The 21,001-nt window shown below is 60.0% G+C and carries 17 protein-coding genes; 9 read left to right on the top strand and 8 right to left on the bottom strand.

The annotated features are described in order from the left end of the window. Positions 1–10 precede the first annotated feature (10 nt). The 5 genes from FJ404_14150 to FJ404_14130 all read right to left on the bottom strand — a co-directional run bounded on the left by FJ404_14150 (position 11) and on the right by FJ404_14130 (position 6,010). Entirely contained in the window at positions 11–1,003 is a 993-nt protein-coding gene (locus FJ404_14150; GenBank protein ID MBM3824003.1) for an MCE family protein, read from the bottom strand. A gap of 1 nt (position 1,004) precedes the next feature. Further along, the gene (locus FJ404_14145; protein MBM3824002.1) at positions 1,005–1,775 is read right to left on the bottom strand and encodes an ABC transporter ATP-binding protein; all 771 of its coding nucleotides are present in this window, start codon (positions 1,773–1,775) and stop codon (positions 1,005–1,007) included. Further along, the gene (locus FJ404_14140; protein ID MBM3824001.1) at positions 1,772–2,551 is read right to left on the bottom strand and encodes an ABC transporter permease; all 780 of its coding nucleotides are present in this window, start codon (positions 2,549–2,551) and stop codon (positions 1,772–1,774) included. Before FJ404_14140 ends, FJ404_14145 begins: the two co-directional genes overlap by 4 nt. Before the next feature lie 97 nt (positions 2,552–2,648). Further along, positions 2,649–5,162 carry an ATP-dependent Clp protease ATP-binding subunit gene (locus FJ404_14135; protein ID MBM3824000.1) on the bottom strand — a complete coding sequence of 838 codons (2,514 nt, stop codon included), beginning with the start codon at positions 5,160–5,162 and terminating at the stop codon, positions 2,649–2,651. Between the two features lie 629 nt (positions 5,163–5,791). Beyond that, positions 5,792–6,010, bottom strand: coding sequence for a hypothetical protein (locus tag FJ404_14130; protein ID MBM3823999.1), 219 nt, complete (start codon positions 6,008–6,010; stop codon positions 5,792–5,794). A gap of 23 nt (positions 6,011–6,033) precedes the next feature. On the opposite strand from FJ404_14130, the gene purD reads away from it, so the two are divergent. The 9 genes from purD (at position 6,034) to FJ404_14085 (ending at position 19,394) form a co-directional block, all read left to right on the top strand. Further along, positions 6,034–7,332, top strand: coding sequence for a phosphoribosylamine--glycine ligase (gene purD, locus FJ404_14125; protein MBM3823998.1), 1,299 nt, complete (start codon positions 6,034–6,036; stop codon positions 7,330–7,332). Further along, positions 7,329–8,384: a hypothetical protein gene (locus tag FJ404_14120; GenBank protein ID MBM3823997.1), complete on the top strand. Its 1,056-nt coding sequence runs from the start codon at positions 7,329–7,331 to the stop codon at positions 8,382–8,384. Before purD ends, FJ404_14120 begins: the two co-directional genes overlap by 4 nt. 1 nt (position 8,385) lies before the next feature. Further along, positions 8,386–10,899, top strand: a complete 2,514-nt coding sequence (locus tag FJ404_14115; protein MBM3823996.1) for a DUF1549 domain-containing protein — start codon at positions 8,386–8,388, stop codon at positions 10,897–10,899. A gap of 7 nt (positions 10,900–10,906) precedes the next feature. Next, complete coding sequence (locus tag FJ404_14110; GenBank protein MBM3823995.1) at positions 10,907–12,409, top strand: DUF1501 domain-containing protein; 1,503 nt, start codon at positions 10,907–10,909, stop codon at positions 12,407–12,409. Positions 12,410–12,419: 10 nt separating this feature from the next. Continuing rightward, complete coding sequence (locus FJ404_14105; protein ID MBM3823994.1) at positions 12,420–12,953, top strand: cob(I)yrinic acid a,c-diamide adenosyltransferase; 534 nt, start codon at positions 12,420–12,422, stop codon at positions 12,951–12,953. A gap of 693 nt (positions 12,954–13,646) precedes the next feature. Continuing rightward, on the top strand, positions 13,647–14,579 hold the full coding sequence (locus FJ404_14100; protein MBM3823993.1) for a sugar phosphate isomerase/epimerase: 933 nt from the start codon (positions 13,647–13,649) through the stop codon (positions 14,577–14,579). Positions 14,580–14,960: 381 nt separating this feature from the next. Beyond that, positions 14,961–16,748, top strand: coding sequence for a hypothetical protein (locus tag FJ404_14095; protein MBM3823992.1), 1,788 nt, complete (start codon positions 14,961–14,963; stop codon positions 16,746–16,748). A 45-nt stretch (positions 16,749–16,793) separates the two neighbouring features. Further along, positions 16,794–17,267, top strand: coding sequence for a hypothetical protein (locus FJ404_14090; GenBank protein ID MBM3823991.1), 474 nt, complete (start codon positions 16,794–16,796; stop codon positions 17,265–17,267). 63 nt (positions 17,268–17,330) lie between these two features. Beyond that, the gene (locus tag FJ404_14085; protein MBM3823990.1) at positions 17,331–19,394 is read left to right on the top strand and encodes a hypothetical protein; all 2,064 of its coding nucleotides are present in this window, start codon (positions 17,331–17,333) and stop codon (positions 19,392–19,394) included. On the opposite strand, the gene FJ404_14080 is transcribed toward FJ404_14085, so the two are convergent. From FJ404_14080 to FJ404_14070, 3 genes are all read right to left on the bottom strand, one after another. Continuing rightward, entirely contained in the window at positions 19,364–20,041 is a 678-nt protein-coding gene (locus FJ404_14080; GenBank protein ID MBM3823989.1) for a glycosyltransferase, read from the bottom strand. The genes FJ404_14085 and FJ404_14080 overlap by 31 nt on opposite strands. Before the next feature lie 5 nt (positions 20,042–20,046). Continuing rightward, entirely contained in the window at positions 20,047–20,457 is a 411-nt protein-coding gene (locus tag FJ404_14075) for a YlbF family regulator (GenBank protein ID MBM3823988.1), read from the bottom strand. Between the two features lie 216 nt (positions 20,458–20,673). Then, a partial coding sequence (locus FJ404_14070; protein MBM3823987.1) for a formylglycine-generating enzyme family protein occupies positions 20,674–21,001 on the bottom strand: 328 nt, incomplete at its 5' end.

Below are 21,001 nucleotides of genomic sequence, written 5' to 3'. Positions count from 1 at the left end.
TGACGGTGGGTTAGGGACGGCTTGGGCGGCGGGGGGTGGTGGCGGGCTTGGCCGGCTTGGGTGCGAACATCACCCCCCAGAGGCCGCGAGCGTTGAGATTGCTGGTGGTGAAGGACAAATTGCTGCTGACCAAAGTCAGGTGGTGCAAGGTCTGGGCCATGTTGGTTTCCGCCGGACGCTGGCGCAGCATGGCACCCAGCAGCCCCTGGCCACTGTTCAGGTCGGTCACGAATTGTTTCAAGATCCCGGATGTGGATTCAACGTTTTTCACGATGGTTTCGATTTCCGCGCGATTGGAATGAAGCAGGCCCTCGAGTTCTCCCGCGGCACGGCCTAACTGCTCGGAAAACGCCAGCACGTTGCTGACGGCGAGCGTGACCGGAGGAATGTTGGATTGGACCACGCGATCCAATCCATCCATGGTGGCCAGGGCCTTGTCGGAGACCTCGCGAAAATTGCGAATCGTGGAGGAGAGATGGCCGAGCGTCGTTTCGTCCAGGACGGAGCGATCCACCCGGGTGATGGCGTCGTTGAGTTTTCGCGCGGTTTCATCGATGCGATGAATGAATCCCGCCGCCGAGCGCGCCACTTCCTGAAGGTTGAAGGGTTCCTGGCACCGGACGATGGCCCCTTCTTTCAGGGGCTGCGCGCCGGTTCTGGACGGATAGACGGACACGTACTGGTCACCCAGGAATCCCGACTGCTCGATGACGAACAGGGAATTGGAGGGGATCAGGAATCGCGGGTCGATCCGGAGCGAGAGGGTGACATTGGTGCCGAGCGGACCCAAATCCGCGGCGCTGACCGTGCCGATGGGAACGCCCGCCATCAAAACCGAGGCCATCGTCTTGATGCCTCCAACGTTTTGGGTGACCAGGTAGATTTCGTAATATCGGGAGAAAACTCCAATGCCCTTACTGAAATAAATCATGAGGCCGGCCATCAGAACCAATCCCGTGAGGACGAAGAGTCCCACTTTCCAGGTTGATCGTTCCGTGCTCATGTCAATTCATAGAGTCGACGGAGGTGGAATCCCCGTCCACGAATTTTCTTACGACGGGATCGGGCGAGCCAAAGACTGATTCGGGCGAGCCATCGGCGTAAACGCGTCCGTCTCGCAGCATGACCACGCGACGCCCTACCCGGCGGGCGCTGCGCATGTCATGAGTGACCACCACGGAGGTGACGTGCATTTCCTCGCAAACACGAACAATCAGCCGGTCGATGCTGTCGGAGACGACGGGATCGAGCCCCGTCGTGGGCTCGTCGTAAAGCAGGATTTCGGGGTGGTAGACGATGGCCCGGGCCAGTCCGACCCTCTTCTTCATGCCCCCCGAGAGCTCGGCGGGCCTCTTGGTTTGGGCTCCGCGAAGCTCGACCCTTTCGAGCGCCTCCTCCACTCGCCTCGTGATTTCGCCGTCGGTGAGATGGCGCTCGCGGCGGAGGAGGAAGGCGACATTGTCCTCCACGGAGAGGGAATCGAAGAGGGCCGAGCCCTGGAACACCATGCCGAACTTTCGCCGGATTCGGAGCAGCGCCCGTTCGTCAAGGTCGCCAAGATTCTCCCCATCGACGAGGACTTCTCCCTCATCCGGCTGCAACAATCCGATGAGGTGTTTGAGCAAAACACTCTTCCCGCATCCGCTGCGCCCCATGATCACCACGGAATCTCCGGCCGCGATGCGCAGGTCGAGGCCTTGCAAGACGCTTTGGGAACCGAAGCTCTTGCGAACACTTCGGGCTTCGAGGGCGCCCGCGCCGGCCGTGGCCTTCATCCGAGAATCCGGTTAAGGGTCAGGGTGAGAAAGAAGTTGGAAATGAGGATCGCGATGGACGCCGCCACGACGGCTTCTGTGGTGGCCTTGCCCACGCCTTCCGCCCCTTGCAGGCACTGCAGGCCCTTGTGACAGCCGATCGTGGCCACGAGCCCGCCAAAGAAAACCGACTTGATCAGTCCGTTCAGCACATCCGCGGGATGGGTGTAGCGGACCATGTTATGCCAGGAATAGGCGGGATCCATGCCGAGCAAGCCAACGCCGGTGGCGTAGCCCGCGAGGATGCCGATGGCGATGGATTCGCTGGTGAGCACCGGCATCGCCACCAAGGCAGCCAGGAGTCTGGGAGCGACCAGGTAATCCACCGGATGAGTGGCCAGGGCGCGAAGGGCGTCGATTTGCTCGGTGACTTTCATGGTGCCGAGTTCGGCCGCCATCGCGGCTCCGACGCGTCCGGCCACCATCAGTCCGGTCAGCACCGGGCCCAGTTCGCTGGCCATCGACACGCTGACGACGGCCAGAGTCGCCGTGTCCATCTTGACCTTGTGGAACTGATACAGCGTTTGGGCGCAGAGCACCATGCCCGTGAACGCTCCGGTGACCAGGACGACCGGCTGGGATTGGACTCCGATCCGGTGGAGTTGCTGCGAGAACGCGCCGCGTTCCCAAGGATGCCGGGTCAGCGAACGCCAGGTCTCCCGGACCAGCAGTGCGTAATGGCCCAATCCTTCGAGTCTTGCTCGCGCGCGCTGGGCGATGGGGAGGGAGCCGAGCATGGATCGTATCGTTTGAGACGAGGAGGCGAATCGAGAGCATCAAAAAGGGTCATCCCGTTGCCAGGATGACCCTCGATGTCAAAAGGGATGCATGTCCTTAACCCGAAAGGGTGGCGCCTTCAGCGGCCGCCTTTTGGGTGAAGATGAGCTTGCCATCCTTGACCAGAACGCGGATGGGTTCGTTGGCGTTGATGTGGCCCTTGAGGATCTCTTCCGCCAGAGGGTCTTCCAGGTGCTTCTCCACGGCCCGGCGCATCGGGCGGGCTCCGTAGGTCGGGTCGTAGCCTTTCTCGACCAGGAAATCTTTGGCATCCTGCTCGAGTTCGAGATTGACCTGACGTCCTTTGAGCCGTTCGAGCACTTTGCGCACTTCCAGTCCGAGGATTTCGATCAAGTCCGTCCGGGTGAGGGAGCGGAAGACGATGACGTCGTCGAGCCGGTTGAGGAACTCGGGACGGAAGCTCTTTTTCGCCTCGTCCAGAATTTTCTCCCTCATTTTTTCATACGAAGCTTCCTCGCTGGATTGGGAGGTGAATCCGATGGCGGTTTGCTTCTTCACCGTTTCCGCGCCGACGTTGGAGGTCAGGAGGATGATGGTGTTGCGGAAATCCACCACGCGGCCCACATTGTCCGTGAGTTTACCCTCCTCCAGGATTTGGAGGAGCATGTTCATGACATCGGGGTGCGCCTTTTCAATTTCGTCGAAGAGGACGACGGAGTAGGGCTTGCGCCGCACTTGCTCGGTGAGTTGTCCGCCTTCCTCGTAGCCGACATAGCCGGGGGGCGATCCGACGAGGCGGGAGACGGTGAACTTTTCCATGTATTCGCTCATATCCAGCTGGATGAGCGACTTGGAGTCGCCGAACATGTGTTCGGCGAGCGTCTTGGCCAGGAGGGTTTTTCCGACACCGGTGGGGCCGAGCAGGGCGAAGGTGCCGATGGGGCGCTTCGGATCCTTCAGATCGGCGCGCGAGCGGCGCAAGGCCTTGCACATGGCGCCGACGGCCTCGCGCTGGCCAACGACGATCCTGGACAGTTCTTCCTCCATCGCCAGCAGTTTCTGGATCTCGCCCTGCTCCATGCGCTTGAGCGGAATCCCCGTCCACTTGGAGACCACCTGTAGAATCTCGTCTTCATCGACGAGCACGCGTTTCTCCTCACGGTTGGTTTTCCATTGGTTGAGGACGGATTCGAGGCGGTCCTTGGCTTGCTTTTCCTTGTCGCGCATGGCGGCGGCGCCTTCGAAATCCTGTTCGCGAATGGCCTTTTCCTTGCGATTCTTGATGTCCTCGATTTCGGCCTCGAGATTTTTGATTTCGGGAGGGCGGGTCATGGCGAGGATGCGCGCGCGCGCGCCCGCTTCATCCATGACATCGATCGCCTTGTCGGGCAAAAAGCGGCCGGTGATATAGCGGTCAGACAGGCGGACGGCGGCTTCGAGGGCTTTCGGGGTGAGCTCCATTTTATGGTGCTCCTCGTATTTTCCACGCAAGCCGTTCAAGATTTGAATGGCTTCATCGATGGAAGGAGCCTCGACTTTGACCGCTTGGAAACGACGTTCGAGCGCGGCGTCCTTTTCGATGTATTTGCGGTATTCGTTGAGCGTGGTGGCGCCGATGCACTGCATCTCGCCACGGCTGAGCGCGGGTTTGATGATGTTGGAGGCGTCCATCGTTCCTTCCGCGGAGCCGGCGCCGACGATGGTGTGCAATTCGTCGATGAAGAGGATGACATTCTTGGCGCGCCGGATTTCATCCATGACGGCCTTGATGCGTTCCTCGAATTGTCCCCGGTATTTCGTGCCGGCGACCATGAGCGCGAGATCGAGGGTGATCACGCGCTTTTCGCGCAGGATTTCGGGGACATTGCTCTTGGCGATTTCCTGGGCCAGGCCCTCCACGATCGCGGTTTTTCCCACCCCAGCCTCGCCCAGCAGCACCGGGTTGTTCTTGGTGCGGCGGCAGAGGATTTGGATGACCCGTTCGATCTCGTTCTTTCGTCCGATGACGGGGTCCATCTCTCCCTTGCGGGCAATTTCCGTCAAGTCGCGGCCAAACGCTTTGAGCGCGGGAGTTTTGACTTCCCCCTTCTTGTTGTTTTCGCCGGCTGGTTTTTCAGGGGCGTCTTGCGATCCGCCGCCTTCCTCGGAGGAGGCGTTGAAATTGGGATCGAGTTCCTTGAGGATTTCGTCGCGGGTTTTCTCGATGTCGACCTCGAGATTCTTGAGCACGCGGGCGGCGACGCCATCGCCTTCGCGGAGCAGTCCGAGCAGGATATGTTCGGTGCCGACGTAGGTATGGCTCAAAGCCTTGGCTTCCTTGGAAGCCAGCGAAAGCACTTTCTTGACCCGCGGCGTGTAAGGGATGTTCCCGATCATTTTCTGATCCGGTCCGGTGCCGACCTGTTTCTCGACCTCCATGCGAACGGTCTCGAGATCGAGGCCGAGTTTTTGGAGGACGTTCACGGCAACGCCGTGGCCGAGCTTGATCAAGCCCAGGAGAAGGTGCTCGGTGCCGACGAAGTTGTGGTTGAAACGGTCGGCTTCTTTGCGGGCGAGAGCCAAAACCTGCTGAGCTCTCGGAGTGAAATTGTTCATCGCTTCATCGCTCATGTCTCAATGCAAAAAATGCAGCGCCTTGCGGGCTTTGTCCAGTATAGACCCGAATCCTTCGCACGACGCCGGAAAAACGATGGTTCCATCCAGCCATCGATGCAGCGCATGCCCAGCACTGCTCGAACAGGGCGGCGACGAGTGAGAATTCGGCCAAGGAGCTCTTCCCTCCCAGCCCGCCGCACCAAGGTCTGCTTTGATGTATCGGCAGTTCCAGGCGGGAATCGAGTCGGTTCCAAATAATTTTCGCCTTCACATTGACATTTTCCACCCGAGTTGGTTACGCTTTCTTCGTTGTTAGATTTGATTCGGGTGGCGGTACGTTTCTTCAGCGGGGTTCCCCACCCCCACCTCCTTGGCGTCTGCTGCCCGAATCATTTTTTAGAAATTCTTTTGGAATATTCCTCACTTCGAGGCGCCACTTTCTGAAATCTCCCAGGCTCCAAGCGCTTTTGCGGATTCGACCCTGCGTCAGGCGACGGCTTGCCCTGCCAGGCTTGGTTCAGACTTAGGGCAGGGTGGATCCAAGCTCCAGGAGAGGTTCATCCTCCCCACTAACTTGATGGTGAAGTTACTCACCACTCCGCACCCCGGCCCGGCGGAGTTTTCAAGCTAAAAACGGCAATTGATTAGCATTGATCCATCGCCAGATCTTGGCGGCAAAGGCGATTCTCAAGTTTCATGGGATCACCCTGCGGATCGACCTCAACTTGCGGCAGGCCTTTGACGATCAAGCTTTTGCGCATCTCGACGCTGCTCAATCGCCGTTTCCAGGCTCCTCCGAACAGTGTTCGAAACTGGCTGACATTCAAGAACATCCCATGGCGAATCCCCTTTCGCGCGGTCATCAAGTTTGCTACGCTTGGCACGGATGAAGCTCTTGGTGATTGGATCTGGCGGACGCGAACATGCGTTGGTTTGGAAACTGGCCCAGTCTCCTCACGTGACGAAGATTTGGGCGGCGCCAGGCAATCCCGGGATGGAGTTGGAAAGGCTTCATTCGAACGGACTTCCGGTGGAATTGGTAAAGCTGGGAGCAGAGGAACTTCAGGCACTTCTGGCTTTCGCCCGGGAGAACCGGCCTGATCTGGTCGTGGTGGGTCCGGACAATCCATTGGCCTTGGGTATCGTCGATTTGTTTCGAATCTCCGGGTTTCGGATTTGGGGACCCGAAAGGAAAGGAGCCCAGTTCGAATCGTCCAAGGCATTCTCGCAGGATTTCATGAGCCGCCATGGCATTCCCACGGCGCGAGCAGGGACGTTTTCAGATCCCGCGGAAGCCCTCCGCTTCGCGGAAACGCTGGCAGGATGTTGCGCCATCAAGGCCGATGGACTGGCGCTCGGCAAAGGAGTGCTCCTTTCCCAGAACATGGAGGAAGCCCGATCCGCGATCGAAGAGATCATGGTTCAACGGACGTTCGGTACCGCCGGAAGTCGTGTCGTCATCCAGGAATTTCTTCGCGGCACCGAGATTTCCCTTCATGCGCTTTGTGATGGCAACACGGTCAAGTTGTTTCCGACCTCGCAGGACCACAAACGGGCTCTCGATGGAGACAAGGGATTGAACACCGGGGGCATGGGAACTTTCTCGCCGGCTCCGTTCCTTTCGCCAGCCGGGTTGGACTCGGTCGGAAGGGCAATTTTGGATCCCTGGCTCGCGGGGTGCCGGGCTGAGGGAATTTTTTTTCAGGGAATCCTCTATCCTGGAGTGATGCTTACGGACGAGGGGCCCAAGGTCATTGAATTCAACGCGCGATTCGGCGATCCTGAAACCCAGGTTTATATGCCACGCCTGGAAAATGATTTGGTCGAGTTGTTGGATGCCTCCGTGGATGGCACCTTGGATCGAGTGCAGCTCAGATGGAGCACCGACTTCTGCGTTTGCGTGGTGATGGCTTCGGGCGGATACCCCGGCAGCTACACCAAGGGCAGGGTGATCCGCGGACTGGAAGAGGCTGAACGCTTGCCCGGGGTCAAGGTGTTTCACGCGGGGACGGCTCGAAAAGACAATCAATGGTTGACCCAGGGAGGGCGAGTCCTGGGAGTGACCGCGTGGAGACCGACCCTGGCGGATGCCCGTCGGGCGGCCTATGCCGCCGTGGAATTGATTCAGTTCGAGAACGCCCATTTCAGGCGTGATATTGCAATGAAAGGTCTGACCACCGCATGAAACGATGGATTCGAATGACGCTGGCCGCGAATCTTTCGCTCGCGGGTTTCCTCGGATGGGTTCCACCGGGTTCGGCCGAGGCTGCCTCCACCGCCACCAATGGCTGGCCCCATTTTCAGGAAATCCTCCATTTGTTACGGAAAGAATTGCCCGGAATGGAGGAGGGCAATCTCAACCAAGCGATGGTGGAAGGCATGCTGCGGCAACTTCACCCGCAGGTGCTCATGGACCGCCCCAAACCGGAGTCCGCTCAAGCCGGCTCCTTCCTGGCGCGCAAAGAAATCCTTCAAGAACGAGGGGGCTGGCTGCAATTGAAAGAAGTGGCGCCAGGCTTGGACGAGGAATTGAACTCCTCCATCAGCATCTGGACGACGAATCGACTCGATGGTCTGATTTTGGATCTCCGCTATTGTCACGGAAGTGATTATGCCGCTGCGGTTCAAACCGCCTCCCGATTCGTGCAGGCGGAAACGGACTTGCTCGATTTCGGCTCGGGAATGCTGCGAGGCGGCAAGGGAACCAACGCCATCCGCCTCCCTTGCGTCGTGCTCGTCAACCGCCAGACTTCAGGTGCCGCGGAAGCACTCGCCGCCCTGCTTCGCCAGCACGTCGGAGCCCTCGTGTTGGGAAGTCCCACCGCCAACCAGGCCAAAGTGTACAAGTCCGTTGATCTGTCCAATGGACGCCGCATCCACATTGCTACGGGCAACCTGCGTGGACCCGAGCTGGATTCGCTGTCGGCCCAAGGCGTCGTGCCGGATGTTTCCTTCGAATCCGCCCCGGCGTTGGAACGGCAGTTCTTCGACAAGCCCTTTGTTTCCCACGCTGCGGCTGGCGCGATTCGCCGGACGACGGGCGTCGAACCGCGTCCGAAGTTGAATGAGGCGGAATTGGTTCGTCGGAAACGGGAGGGGCTCGACCCGGAGGAGCAACCCGCGGCCCCTTTTCGGTCGGGTGTGAGCGAAACGGAAAAACCTCAACTGGCAGATCCGATTCTGGCTCGAGCGATGGATTTGCTCAAAGGCATCGCCAATCTGCAGAAGTCACGCTAGAATGCGCCTCATGCCTTTTCTGAACCGGCTGTTTGTTTGCTTCCTGGTCATGGTTTTGGCGCCAGGAATTCAAGCGCGTCTGACCCCGGAACAACGTGCGGCGCTGCCGCCCGCCGCGACGCACGCAGTCGATTTTGCCCGCGAGATCAAGCCCATCCTCGAGGCGAGTTGCACGAAGTGCCATGGTCGCGGCAAATCCAAAGGGGGCTTCCGACTTGACGATCGAGATTGGGTTCTGAAGGGCGGCGATTCCGGAGCGGTCGTGGAGTTGGGACGGAGCAGTGAGAGCCTTCTCATCGAGCTCGTTTCGGGGTTGGACGATGAAAACGTGATGCCCGAGAAGGGATCGAAGCTTACCGCTGCGCAAGTGGGATTATTGCGCGGTTGGATTGATCAAGGGTTGAAATGGGACGCGTCGATTACCTTCGCTCGCCCTGAACCTGTCAATTTGCTCGCGCAACCGGTGAAAGCGCCGCCGGCCGTCCCCGGTTTGAAGAATCCGGTGGACCGCCTGTTGCAGCCTTATCTCAAGGCGCGCAACCTGGAATGGCCGGAATCGGTGGAAGATCGCGTCTTCGCTCGCCGCGTGTATTTGGATGTGTTGGGCGTGCTTCCGACGCCCGTTGAATTGGCCTCGTTCATCACGGAGCGTGGCAAAGACAAACGGCAGAGGCTAGTGGAGAAACTTCTGTCGGACCACCAACGCTACGCCCAGCATTGGCTCACGTTTTGGAATGATCTCCTTCGCAACGATTACGCGGGCACCGGCTACATCGACGGCGGTCGAAAGCAAATCAGCTCCTGGCTCTACTCCGCGCTGGCGACCAATCTTCCCTACGACCGATTCGTGGCCCAACTCATTGCGCCGGGCAAGGATTCGGAGGGGTTTACCAAGGGCATCGTGTGGCGCGGAGTCGTCAACGCCAGCCAGGTTCCACCCTTGCAAGCTGCGCAGAACATTTCGCAAGTGTTCATGGGCGTAAATCTGAAATGCGCCTCCTGTCACGATAGCTTCATCAATGATTGGACGCTGGCGGATGCCTATGCTCTGGCGAACCTCTATGCGGACGAACCCATGGAAATGTTCCATTGCGACAAAGCCACGGGCCAGAAGGCGGGGACGCGGTTTATCTATCCCGAACTCGGGGAGATTTCAAACGGACTCGACAAGCCGGCCCGGCTGCGGCGGCTGGCGGAGGTCGTTGCCGGGCCCAAGAACGGGCGATTGACCAGGACCGTGGTCAACCGGCTGTGGCGCCAGATCATGGGTCGAGGTTTGATTGAACCGGTGGACGACATGGAACAGAAAGCCTGGCATCCGGCCCTGCTGGATTGGCTCGCCGAAGATCTGGCTGCCCATGGCTACGACTTGAAGCGGACCATGGCCCACATCCTGACTTCGAAAGCTTATCAATCGCCCGCGGTGAACGTGGACGATGCACCGGATAAAGACTACGTGTTCCGGGGGCCGGCGATTCGACGGCTGTCCGCGGAGCAATTTCGCGATGCGCTGGGAACGGTGGCCGGGCTCTGGTTCGAACGTGCGGAAGCCGAGTTTGATTTTCTGGCCGGAGGCGGAGGGCGCCGTCCGGCTTCCATGCTGGCCAGCGGGTTGAAACCCCATTGGGTATGGAACGTGCCGGAGGCGTTCACCAAAGCGCCTGTCGAGACCGTGTATTGGCGGAGAACCTTTCGAGTGCAGGAAAAGGTCGGCGAAGCCCATGCCGTCTGCACGGCGGACAATAAGTTCACCCTCTACCTCAACGGGAATAAGCTCGGGGAAGGCTCCGATTGGGAACGTCCGCGGCTCTTCGACTTGAAACCCTATCTCTTGAAAGGAGAGAACGTACTGGCGGTGGAAAGCGCCAATACGGGTGAAAAGGACAAACCCAATCCCGCGGGACTCCTCTTCTATGCCCGCATTCGTGGAGCGGGTTCCTCGGGACGCGTTGAGGCCGGGAAGATCATGGACATGGCTTCCGATCAAGCTTGGCGATGGAGCACGTCCAGGACGGAGGGCTGGGAACGGCCAGGACACGACGATGCGGGCTGGAAACAAGCGGTGTTGCTTCCTTTGAACTCATTGGATCCCGCCGATGGGCGGCATCTCGAGCGGCGGTTTTCTGCGATTTTATCTGCCATCCCTCAGCGAGGCACGATTCGAACCTCGATGGTTCGATCGGATCCTCTTACCGCGGCGTTGGGCCGTCCCAATCGCGAGCAAGTGGTCGCGACACGAGCAAGCGCGGCCACGACGCTGCAAGCGCTGGAACTGGCCAATGGCAGCTCGTTGGACTCGCTGGTGAAACGGGGCGCGGAACAATTGCTGGCCGCCGGTCCACGATCCACGGACGCCTTGGTTCGCGAGCTGTATCTGCGCGCGCTCGGGCGCGCGCCCAATGCCGTCGAGGCCTCGGCATCGCGAGAACTGGCCGGACTGCCACCCAAGCAGGAAGGAGTGGAAGACCTTCTCTGGAGCCTGCTGATGTTGCCTGAATTTCAACTCATTTACTGAATTGCCTATGAAAACAGGGTTTCTGCAGCCTCGCCGGGACTTTCTGAGAACCGCCAGTGCCGCCACGTTGTCCGCTCTCGCCGCCGGCTATCCGCGTCAAGGGTTCGCTGAAACTGTTCCCAAGATCGCGCCCACAGCCGACGCGGTGATCGTGCTTTGGATGGGAGGAGGGATGGCGAGCACGGAAACGTTCGATCCCAAGCGTTATACACCCTATGAAAAGGGGCTCAAACCCGACCAGGTGCTGAGTACCTTCCCCGCCATCGACACCGTGGTGGATTCAATCAAGATTTCGGAAGGCTTGGACAAAATGGCGCGGATCATGGATCGGGGCACGCTGATCCGTTCTTACACCGCCGGGGACCTGGGATTCATCCTGCATACGCGGCACCAATACCAGTGGCATACGGGATATGCGCCCCCCCAAACAGTGGCCGCCCCGCATTTGGGCTCGATGGTGTCGCGAACGCTGGGGCCCCGCGATCCCGCAGTGCCGGCGTTCATCAACATCGGACAACGCTACGACGTGGGAGAAGGGGAGGAGCTGAAGGCGTTTCATAGCGCGGGGTTTTATGGGAGCGAGTACGGACCTTTCAACATTGCGTTCCCGGATCTGGCGGCGGAAAGCGTGCGTCCTCCCGCGGGAATGAGCCCGGGGCGCTTCGAGGATCGCAACCAATTTTACAAGCGTTTGCTGGAGGCGAGTCCCATCGGCCAGCATGGCAGCGGGTATCAGCGCGAATCCTTCCTGCGGTCCATGGACAACGCGCACCGCTTGTTGACTTCACCCGCCGCCAAAGCCTTCGATCTCACACTGGAGTCCAAGGAAATGGTGGCGAAGTATGTCCCGGGTGGATACGACTTCTCGAAAGCGTCACGCGCCGCGTTGTCGAGGGACGGTTCTTACGAGAAGCAGAACATGGCCCGATTCGGTTTGGGGTGTTTGCTGGCCCGACGGCTGGTCGAGGCTGGCGCTCGCTTTATCGAAGTGACCACCGAGTACATCCCCTTTCTCAACTGGGATACGCACGAAAACGGGCACAGCCGGCTCGTCGATATGAAAAAGCAAATCGACAGCCCCGTCTCGCAACTGATCCTGGATTTGGAGGAGCGTGGAATGCTGGACCGAACGCTGGTGGTGCTGGCGAGCGAATTCAGCCGGGACATGATGACGGAAGGCAAACCCGACAAGAAAGTGAAGGATCAAGTCGAGGTGCCGGATGTGATCCAAGATCCCAAACATTATGGCATGCACCGGCATTTTACGGATGCCGGTTCGGTGCTGCTGTTCGGAGGCGGCGTCAAGAAAGGCTATTTGCACGGCAAGACAGCCGAGGAACGTCCTTGCCGGACCCTGGAAGGACGGGTGGTCATCGAGGACCTTCATGCGACGATCTTCCATGCGCTGGGCATTTCGCCCAAGACGAGTTACGAGATCGAGAAACGCCCGTTTTACGTGACCCGCGACGGCCTGGGCAAACCCGTGAAGGAAGTGCTGGCGCGAGGTTGAGGCATCATTCATGAGCATCGCCACACGCACCGGCGACGACGGCACGACGGGACTCTTGTACAACCGTCGGGTGCCGAAGAACCACGTTCGCGTGGAGGCAGTCGGCGCTGTGGACGAACTCAATGCCGCCCTGGGAATGGCACGCGCTTGGTGCGGCGAAGCCGGGCTGAACGACAAGCTCCTGTGGGCGCAAAAACAGTTGGTCGTGCTGATGGGTGAGCTCGCCACGGATCCGGAAGACCGGGAACGATACGAACGGGACGGGTTTTCTTCCATCTCGTCCGCGCAGGTGTCTGAAGTGGACGGATGGGTGGCGGCGATCGAAGAGCGGAACATTACCTATCGTGGCTGGGCCACGCCGGGTGGAACGAAAGCCGCGGGCTTTTTCGATTGGGCACGCGTCGTCTGCCGCCGCGCGGAGCGCAGGGTGCTCGATTTGCGTTCCGCGGAAGAGAGGATGAATCCGGAAATCCTTCGTTTCCTCAACCGGCTCGCGGACGCGCTTTGGCTGTTTGCGCGCGTCGAGGAGCAGGCGGCTGTCTAGCCCTCCCGACGAACATGAGCATCAAGTGAGCCGGGAGGTTGAAACCGCGACAGTGCGCTGCGTGAGGGTACGCGGCCTACCATCCCGACGACCTCTGTGTCTGGAGGCCCGGTGTCCTCACCGGGCGTCCCGTTCTCCCTCGATCTGAAAAGGCCAGGCCAGCCTGAACCACCCCGAGCGATCCCCTTCGTGGCGCACTTGACACGGGTTCCGGAACCCATCAATTCCTTCGGCCACCGCGTGGAGGACGGCAGCGTTCAAAGAACTCGCTCAACGACCGCCTCTGTCAGTGCGCGTCGGCGTGGCGTCCCATCTACCCACCCACCATCGGGCGCGTTGAACCTCCCGACATCACTTGATGTAACAGTTACTCACCATTCCGCACCCCGGCCCGGCGGAGTTCTTTGGCTCGAAACGGCAAATCGTGTGCAGCGAATATTTCGGGAATGGATCAACGAAAGCCTCCGGAGCCTCCGTCAGCCGCCTTCTGAAAAGCTCGAGTTGGGTCCGCCTGGCCGAAATGGGGAAAACCTTGATTGCTCCGTCCCCCTCCTGTTCAATCATCGAAAGAAACCCTCCAGAGCAGAGGATGGACATGACGATCGCAGAACTCGCCTGTGATCGCCGATCCAGACAGAGTTCAAAGACTGACCACGACCGCGAAGAGCCTTGGGGGGATTTCGCCTAGCACCTATGTCCCAAACATCCCGATTCAAGCTTGGAGTCGTTTCCGCCATTCTTCCCGAACTGACGTTGGAGCAGTGGGTCGATTTTGCCGCCGAGGAAGGGTTCGATTGCATCGAGCTCATGTGCTGGCCCGTGGGGAAGGCTGAAAGGAAATTCGCGGGTGTAACCCACGTCGATGTCGTCGGCTTGACCGAAGGACGGGCCGAGGAAATTCGCGAACGCTTCGCCTCCCGCGGGTTGTCCATCAGCGGGCTTGGTTATTATCCGAATCCGCTCGACCCGGATCCCCAGGTCAGCCAGGTCGCCGTCTCTCACTTGAAAAAGGTCATCCTCGGGGCGGAGCGGTTGCGGTTGGGCACTGTCAACACCTTCGTCGGGCGGGACTGGACCAAGTCGATCGACGAAAACTGGCCGAGATTTCTCAAGGTTTGGCGTCCTTTGATCCGCTTTGCCGAAGATCACGGGATCCGCATTGGAATCGAAAACTGTCCGATGTTGTTCACGCGGGACGAGTGGCCGGGGGGTAAGAATCTGGCGGTATCGCCGTCGGTGTGGCGGCGGATGTTCAACGACATTCCGTCGAAGCACTTTGGATTGAACTACGATCCCTCCCACTTGGTGTTGCAGCAGATGGATCCGGCGAGTCCGTTGCGGGAGTTTCAGGGCAAGATTTTCCACGTCCATGCCAAGGATGTTCGCGTGCATCAAGACCGGCTCAACGAACATGGGGTGTTTTCGCATCCGCTGTTCTGGCATCAACCCCGGATTCCCGGATTTGGGGAGATGGACTGGAGCCGGTTTATGGGTGCTTTGATGGAAACGAACTATGCCGGTCCGGTTTGTATCGAGGTGGAGGACGATACCTTTGGCAAGACCGTGGAAGGACGCAAAAGTGCGGTTCGGACAGCGTATCGAGTTCTAGCGCCCTTTGCCGTTTGACAGGTTTTCCTGTCAGTTTCCCTCGATGTGGTCTCATGACCCCTTGATGGGCTGGAATCGATGTCGAGAAGAGCTGGGTAAACCGGGGGGCAAGCGGGCCGGTTGGTTTTCGCCGCGGTCGCGGGACTTCGGCGGTTGGGTTTCCATGGCCGGTCCATTCCGAGGTTGGCGGCAGAGTAATGCAGGCTGCCCAACCTGCCGTATCGCCGACGGCCCGGCGGGTGAAGAACGAGGCCCTCCCATGCTCTCCACGCGCCGGGTTCCCTTCATCGCCCCGCAAGCTGGGCAGCCTTCGCCACAGCAGACAGGGCTTTCGACGTGACCACGACAACCCGGTCACCCACAACCTCTGGATGCGCCGCCTCGGACCGGTGCATCCCGATGTTGCCGGTGATGCAGGTAGGGCGCGTCCGTCCCGGCGCGCCGCCGGAGCATGATGTTTTGCATCCCGTGGGCGGCGGGCGGGGACAGGCCCTCCCCGGGGACGAGGTGGTGATCAATGTCAATGGCACTTACACCGTAACCCTGGATGTGGCCGCGACGGTGGACCGTATCTTGATGGGCCAGGGGACGAGTGGCCTGGTTACACTGGAAATCACCGCGAACAACTTGACACTGGCCGGCGTCTCGGCGACCACGATCGGCTTGTTTGGGGAATTGAAAGTGACCGGGGCCGTGGTTAGCAGCGCGCCCACGATGCTCATCCAGGGAGCCTTGAATTGGGAGGGTGGAACACCCGCCACCTTCACCGTTACCTTCGTTCCACTCAATGATCCGCCCACGCTCGGCGTTCTTTCCCCGCTCACGATTCCAGAGGACGCCCCTTTGCAGACCGTACCGCTCTCCGGGATTTCTTCCGGCGCTCCCGACGAAGTCCAGGTCCTGACGGTCACCGCCGTCTCAAGCGACACCTCCATTGTGCCGAACCCGACCGTGACTTACACGAGTCCCGCCGCCGTCGGTGTCATCGATTTCGCGCCCGTCGCGGATGCCAACGGCACGGCCACCATCTCCGTGACGGTGACCGATGATGGCGGGGCGGCTTTTACGATGAATTTCGTGGTCACGGTGACGCCGGTTAACGATCCGCCCCACCTCGCCCCGTTGGGCAGCGCGTTGACCGACGAGGACGGCCTGCCGGTCTTCGTGCCGCTCAACCTTTTTGATCCCGATACCGTGGCCGACCTGCTGACATTGGACGTTTCAGTCAGCGATCCACCCGTCGTCTCGACCAGTGTGCTGGGAACAGGCGCCTCAAGAACCTTGGTGCTGACGCCTCTGCGCGACGCCGCCGGGGAGTCGGAGGTCACCGTCAAGATCCGCGACGGCGTTTTGAGTTCGAGCCAAAGCTTCAAGATCCGCGTCCTTCCTTCCAACGACCCTCCCTCGCTCGCTCCGCTGGGAGCGCAATCCATGGATGAGGACGCTACTTTGGAGCTGGATTTGGTGGTGTCCGATCTAGATTCGCCGATTGGGTTCATGACCTACGATTTGAGTTCGGACAACTCCTTGCTTCTCGATGCTTCATCATTCCAAGTCACGCGGGTCACGACGGGCGCGCGACTTCGCGTCAAGCCACTCCCCAACGCCTCCGGTTCGGCCCACGTTACGGTCATCGTGCGCGACAATACCGGCGTTCCGGACAGCCGCACCTTCCTTTTGACCGTCCGGCCCGTGAATGATCCGCCCGTGGTGGGGAAGATTCCGAACCAGAAGACGAAGGAGAACACGCCGTTGCCGCCTCTGGATTGGGTGCTGAATGATGTGGATAGCGACTTGAATACGCTGAAATTCCGGGTGGATTCTTCCGATTCATCTTTGATTCCGCAGGCCCATGTCGTGATCGAAGGCACGGGATCGCGCCGCGTCGTCAAAATTCGGCCGGCGGACGGGAAATCGGGCTCTTCCATCGTGACCCTAACCGCGCTGGACGGCTCGGTGGAAAGTTCCACGTCCTTTGAGGTTTTCGTGGAATTCATCAACGATCTCCCCGAAATCTCGGTAGTGCCGCCAGTGGTGCTCGACGAAGATCAGCCGCCCGTGATGGTGGAATTTGGCGTGGCGGATGCCGAAGATCCCGCAACCTCGCTCAAGGTCTTAGTGAACTCCTCGAATGACGCGCTCGTGCCCGGCACGGGCATTCAGATCGAGGGGTTCGGCGTGAATTGATTACTGAAGTTCGCTCCGCTCCCCAATCAGTTTGGGGTAACCACCTTGCGGGTGCGAGTGGAGGATCGCAACGGCGGCGTTTCCGAGCGCGCCATTCTCGTCACCGTCAGGCCCGTGAACGATCTCCCCTCGATCTCTAAAATCGACGACCTCCGCATCCCGGCCAGCGCGACGGCCGGATCCGTCGAGTTCAAAGTCGAGGACTTGGAAACTCCGCCCGCCGTCCTGAAATTCACGGCACGCAGCTCCAATCCGAGTTTGCTGCCGGTGCCAGGACTCATCGTTTCTGGAGCGGGCTCAACGAAAACCCTGCGATTGACGCCCACCCCAGGTCAAGCCGGCGACAGCGTGGTGGTGTTGACGGTGACGGATGCGGACGGGGGAGAGGCCAGCACGGAGTTCAAGGTTACGGTGGTTCCTGACAAACCGGAAATCGTGACTCCGCCGGCTTCGCTCGTGCTCGCCACGGGCAAGGATGCGGAGTTCACTGTTGTCGCCCGGGGCATCGGGCTTGTTTAACGTTGGTTTTTCAATCAAACCCCCATTGAGGGAGCGACTCAAGACCGGTTGGTCCTCCGGAGCGTGGCGTTCGATGATTCCGGCCGGTATTCGGTCGAAGTTTCCAATCTCGCGGGCGCGGCGCGCAGTGAAAGCGCCACGCTTCAGGTTATCATTCCGCCCACCATCATTACTCCTCCCACTCCGCAAACGGTGCTGCAGGGGGAAAATGTCTCTTTGAGCGTGGCGCCGAATGGTACGACACCGCTCCATTTCGAATGGCTCTTCAATGGAACCAAAATCCCCGGGGCGGAGTCGCGAACCTTGTTCCTCCAAAATGTGACCCGTGAGAGAGGGGGAAGTTATTCCGTCCGGATCAGCAACCTGGCGGGCGATGTCACGAGCGACGCCGTCACTCTGACCGTCCTCGTGCCCCCTTCGATCGGCGAACAGCCGCAAGGACAGACCGTGCGGGCCGGGGAACGCATCTCCCTCCACGTTCGCGTCAACGGAGACGGCCCGTTCTCTTATCAGTGGAGGTTGAACGGTGTGAATATCCCCGGTGAAACCAGCGATACCCTGGTTCGAGACAATGTGCGACCCGAGGACTCGGGCAGCTACACGGTCGTCGTTCGTTCCCCTTCGGGCACCACCACCAGCGATCCAGCCCTGATCGTCGTGCTCGTCGAGGAGACTGTCTTCGGGGACAATTTCGAAGATCGGGTGGTTTTGCCGGGGCCTTTCGGATCACTCAAGGGCAGCAGCACCCTGGCCACCGCCCAACCCGGTGAACCCTTCCATGCAAACCGGCGTCCAGCCAGGTCGGTTTGGGCTCGCTGGGTGGCGCCCGGGGACGGGATCGCTTCTTTCAACACCACCGGCAGCAGCTTCGACACGGTGCTGGCGGTCTATCTCGGAAATTCCGTCAGTTCGCTCGCGTCGATTGCGAGTGACGAGGACGGTGGCGGTTTCTTGACCAGCGCCGTCCGCTTCAATGTATCGGGCGGAGCAGAATACGCCATCGCCGTGGATGGGGTGGGTGGCGTCGGCGGCACCGTCGTGTTGAGTTGGAGTTTCCAGGCCACGATCGTTCGTGTGCCCCGGATCACCTCGACTCCGCGGGATCAAACCGTGCTGGCGGGCGGGACCGCGACCTTCACCGTGACCGCGGTGGACGATGGCGGGGCACCGTTGACCTACCAGTGGTTCAAAGACGGGGTTCTGATGCCGGGCCGGAACGACCGTGTGCTGAACCTCAGCAATGTCGGCGAACTCGACGTCGCTCGTTATCAGGTCGAAGTGTCCAACGGCCAGGCCGCCGTCCGCAGTGCCCCGGCCAAGCTGGTCATAGGCGTGAATGAGGCTGGAGGTGCTGCCACGGGCGTTTCACCCGAAGATAAATTTGCGGATGCCACGCCGGGCGGAGGCGGGAGCGGAGGAGCCGCTGCGGGTGTGAACCGTGGTAACCATCGAGCCGGCTTCGTCTTGCCGGGTGGATTCGAGGCCCAAAGGCTGATTAAGGCAGGAACGGCCGTCGCGCGCGGATATTCCGGATCCCAAGTGTTCAATTCCTTCGGATCCACCACGGAAGCGAACGAACCCAACCATTGCGGCGTCATTGGCGGTGCCAGCCAATGGTTCACTTATCAAGCCGAGGCGGATGGCAGCCTGTTGGTGAGCACGGGAGGCAGCGAATTCGACACGGTCCTCGCGGTGTACACAGGCTCGGGGGCCGATTTCGAAAGTCTCACCCTGGTCGCCTGCGATGATAACAGCGGTCCCAACGGCGCCACCAGTCTGGTTCGGTTCACCGCCACCGCCGGGACGGTGTATTATATCGCGGTGGACGGAATCGGTGGTGCGGCCGGGCGTGTGAAGTTGAGCTACGCGCTGGACGTGCCTTTGCGCCTGCTGAGCAGCGCCGGCTTCAGCGGTGGACCGGGCGAAGCGTTTGGACTCACCATGGCGGCGCAACAGAGCGGCGCCTACACGCTTCAGGCCTCCACCAACATGCTGGACTGGTTCAGTGTCGCCACGACCAACCTCGTCGTTCCTCGTGGCGGGACGGTGGCGGCTTCGTTGCGCGATACCAACTCGGTAAGCGATGTCTTCCGATTCTACCGTGCGGTGTTCGTGCCGGCGCCCTGAGCGCCGCCCGCCCAGTAACGAAGTGTCAGCCCAAAGTCCTTCAGCGTTCGCCGGACCGGGTGATCGCCAAATCGCCGTCCGGACGAAATGACGCCAGGACGGATGAGGCAGGTCTTTCCGATTCGTGCCAGGCGCCTTGCGAAATCGAGATCCTCGAACCTGGGCCAGTCCACGTAGCCCCCCAACTGAAGGAAGACCTCGCGCCGGACAAATTGGCATTGGTCTCCGAAAAACCAGCCCCAGGATTCCCCGCGCGCATCGGCCAGCCAGCAAGTTGCTCGCAAGAAGAGAGAGGGATGATCAAAACGCCTTTGAAAGGCTCCACCCACCAAGCGTTTGTCGCCAAGGGCGCGCAGCATCGAATGGACCGCACCGGGGAGCATTCGAGTATCGGCGTGAAGGAAAACGAGAACGTCCCCTTGCGCTTGGAAGGCGCCAGCGTTGAGCTGTTTTCCACGTCCTGGCTCAGCACATTCGATCCAGCGTGCCCCTGCATGGAGCGCCCGGTCCCGGCTTGAGTCCAAGCTGCCGCCATCGGCGATGCAGCATTCAAAATCCCCGCCCAGGCTTGGCAAGGAGGCGAGGGTTAGGGGGAGTTGCCCGGCTTCGTTCAGCGTTGGAATGACGAACGAAACCTTCACCGCCATCGCAGTCAGTGGCAGCCGCAGGAAGGTCCGCAACTTTCGGACTCGAAATCCGAGGATTGCGGGAGGCGGCCGAGTTCGAAGGTCTTGGCGACGTACTTGCCGACGGATTCGTGAACCGCCTGGATGGACTGCTGGGCGTCGAGAAAGGCTTTTGCCTTGGCATTCGCGACCAGAGCGGATCGGCGGGATTCGAACTCCTGGATTTCGCGATCATCGAGCGAGGAACCCATTTGTTGTTTATGCTGGAGATATTCGCCTTGTTCGACGACCCAGCGATAATCCTCTTTGGCGGCCTCGTCGGCCATGAACAGCTCGATGCTGTTTCGCATGTCGAGATAACCGGGATCCTCGAGGATCGCCTGGCAAAGATCGCGCGTTTTCTGAATGATGGTGCTGGAATCGTGGTTCAGGTTCATGTTCAAGCGATGCTGGAGCCAATGGTCGGGATCGAACCGACGACCTACGGTTTACGAATCCGTAACGAGGCTTGCGCAACGAGTGCGCCTTTGTGCGTTATGACTCGGTAAACACGGGGTAAAAGTGCATTTGTAGCCCGAACCTGGAAACTACCTGAAAGCGCACTGAAGTGCAATCTCGCTGTTGTACTTTGTTACACTCCAGCCAAGGCTGATTCATCTGGTTGAGGGAAGGGGGTTGGAGAAGCCTTGTGAACTGAGGGCGGGACGGAAGCCCAATCCGACGCTGCGGTTGCCTGGGTCCCCCCACCACCGGCAGACGGAGCGCGTGTTCCTGGCGTCGTTGCCCCAGCAGCCCCCGTGGCCCACGCGGCTAGAGCCCGATCCGGGACCCGTCGGGTCCATCGCGCTTTCGCTCGGATAGGGTCCTTGCCAGTCCGAACACCATTCCCAAACATTCCCAATCATGTCGTACAAACCCCACGCATTCGCTGCCTTCTGCTTCACCGGGTGGGTCTGGCCTCCAGAGTTTCCACTATGCCAA

Source organism: Verrucomicrobiota bacterium (genome assembly GCA_016871495.1).
In the GTDB taxonomy this organism is placed as follows: domain Bacteria; phylum Verrucomicrobiota; class Verrucomicrobiia; order Limisphaerales; family VHDF01; genus VHDF01.
Note: the sequence above shows the minus strand (reverse complement) of the source record. Positions and strands in the feature narration are given on the sequence as shown.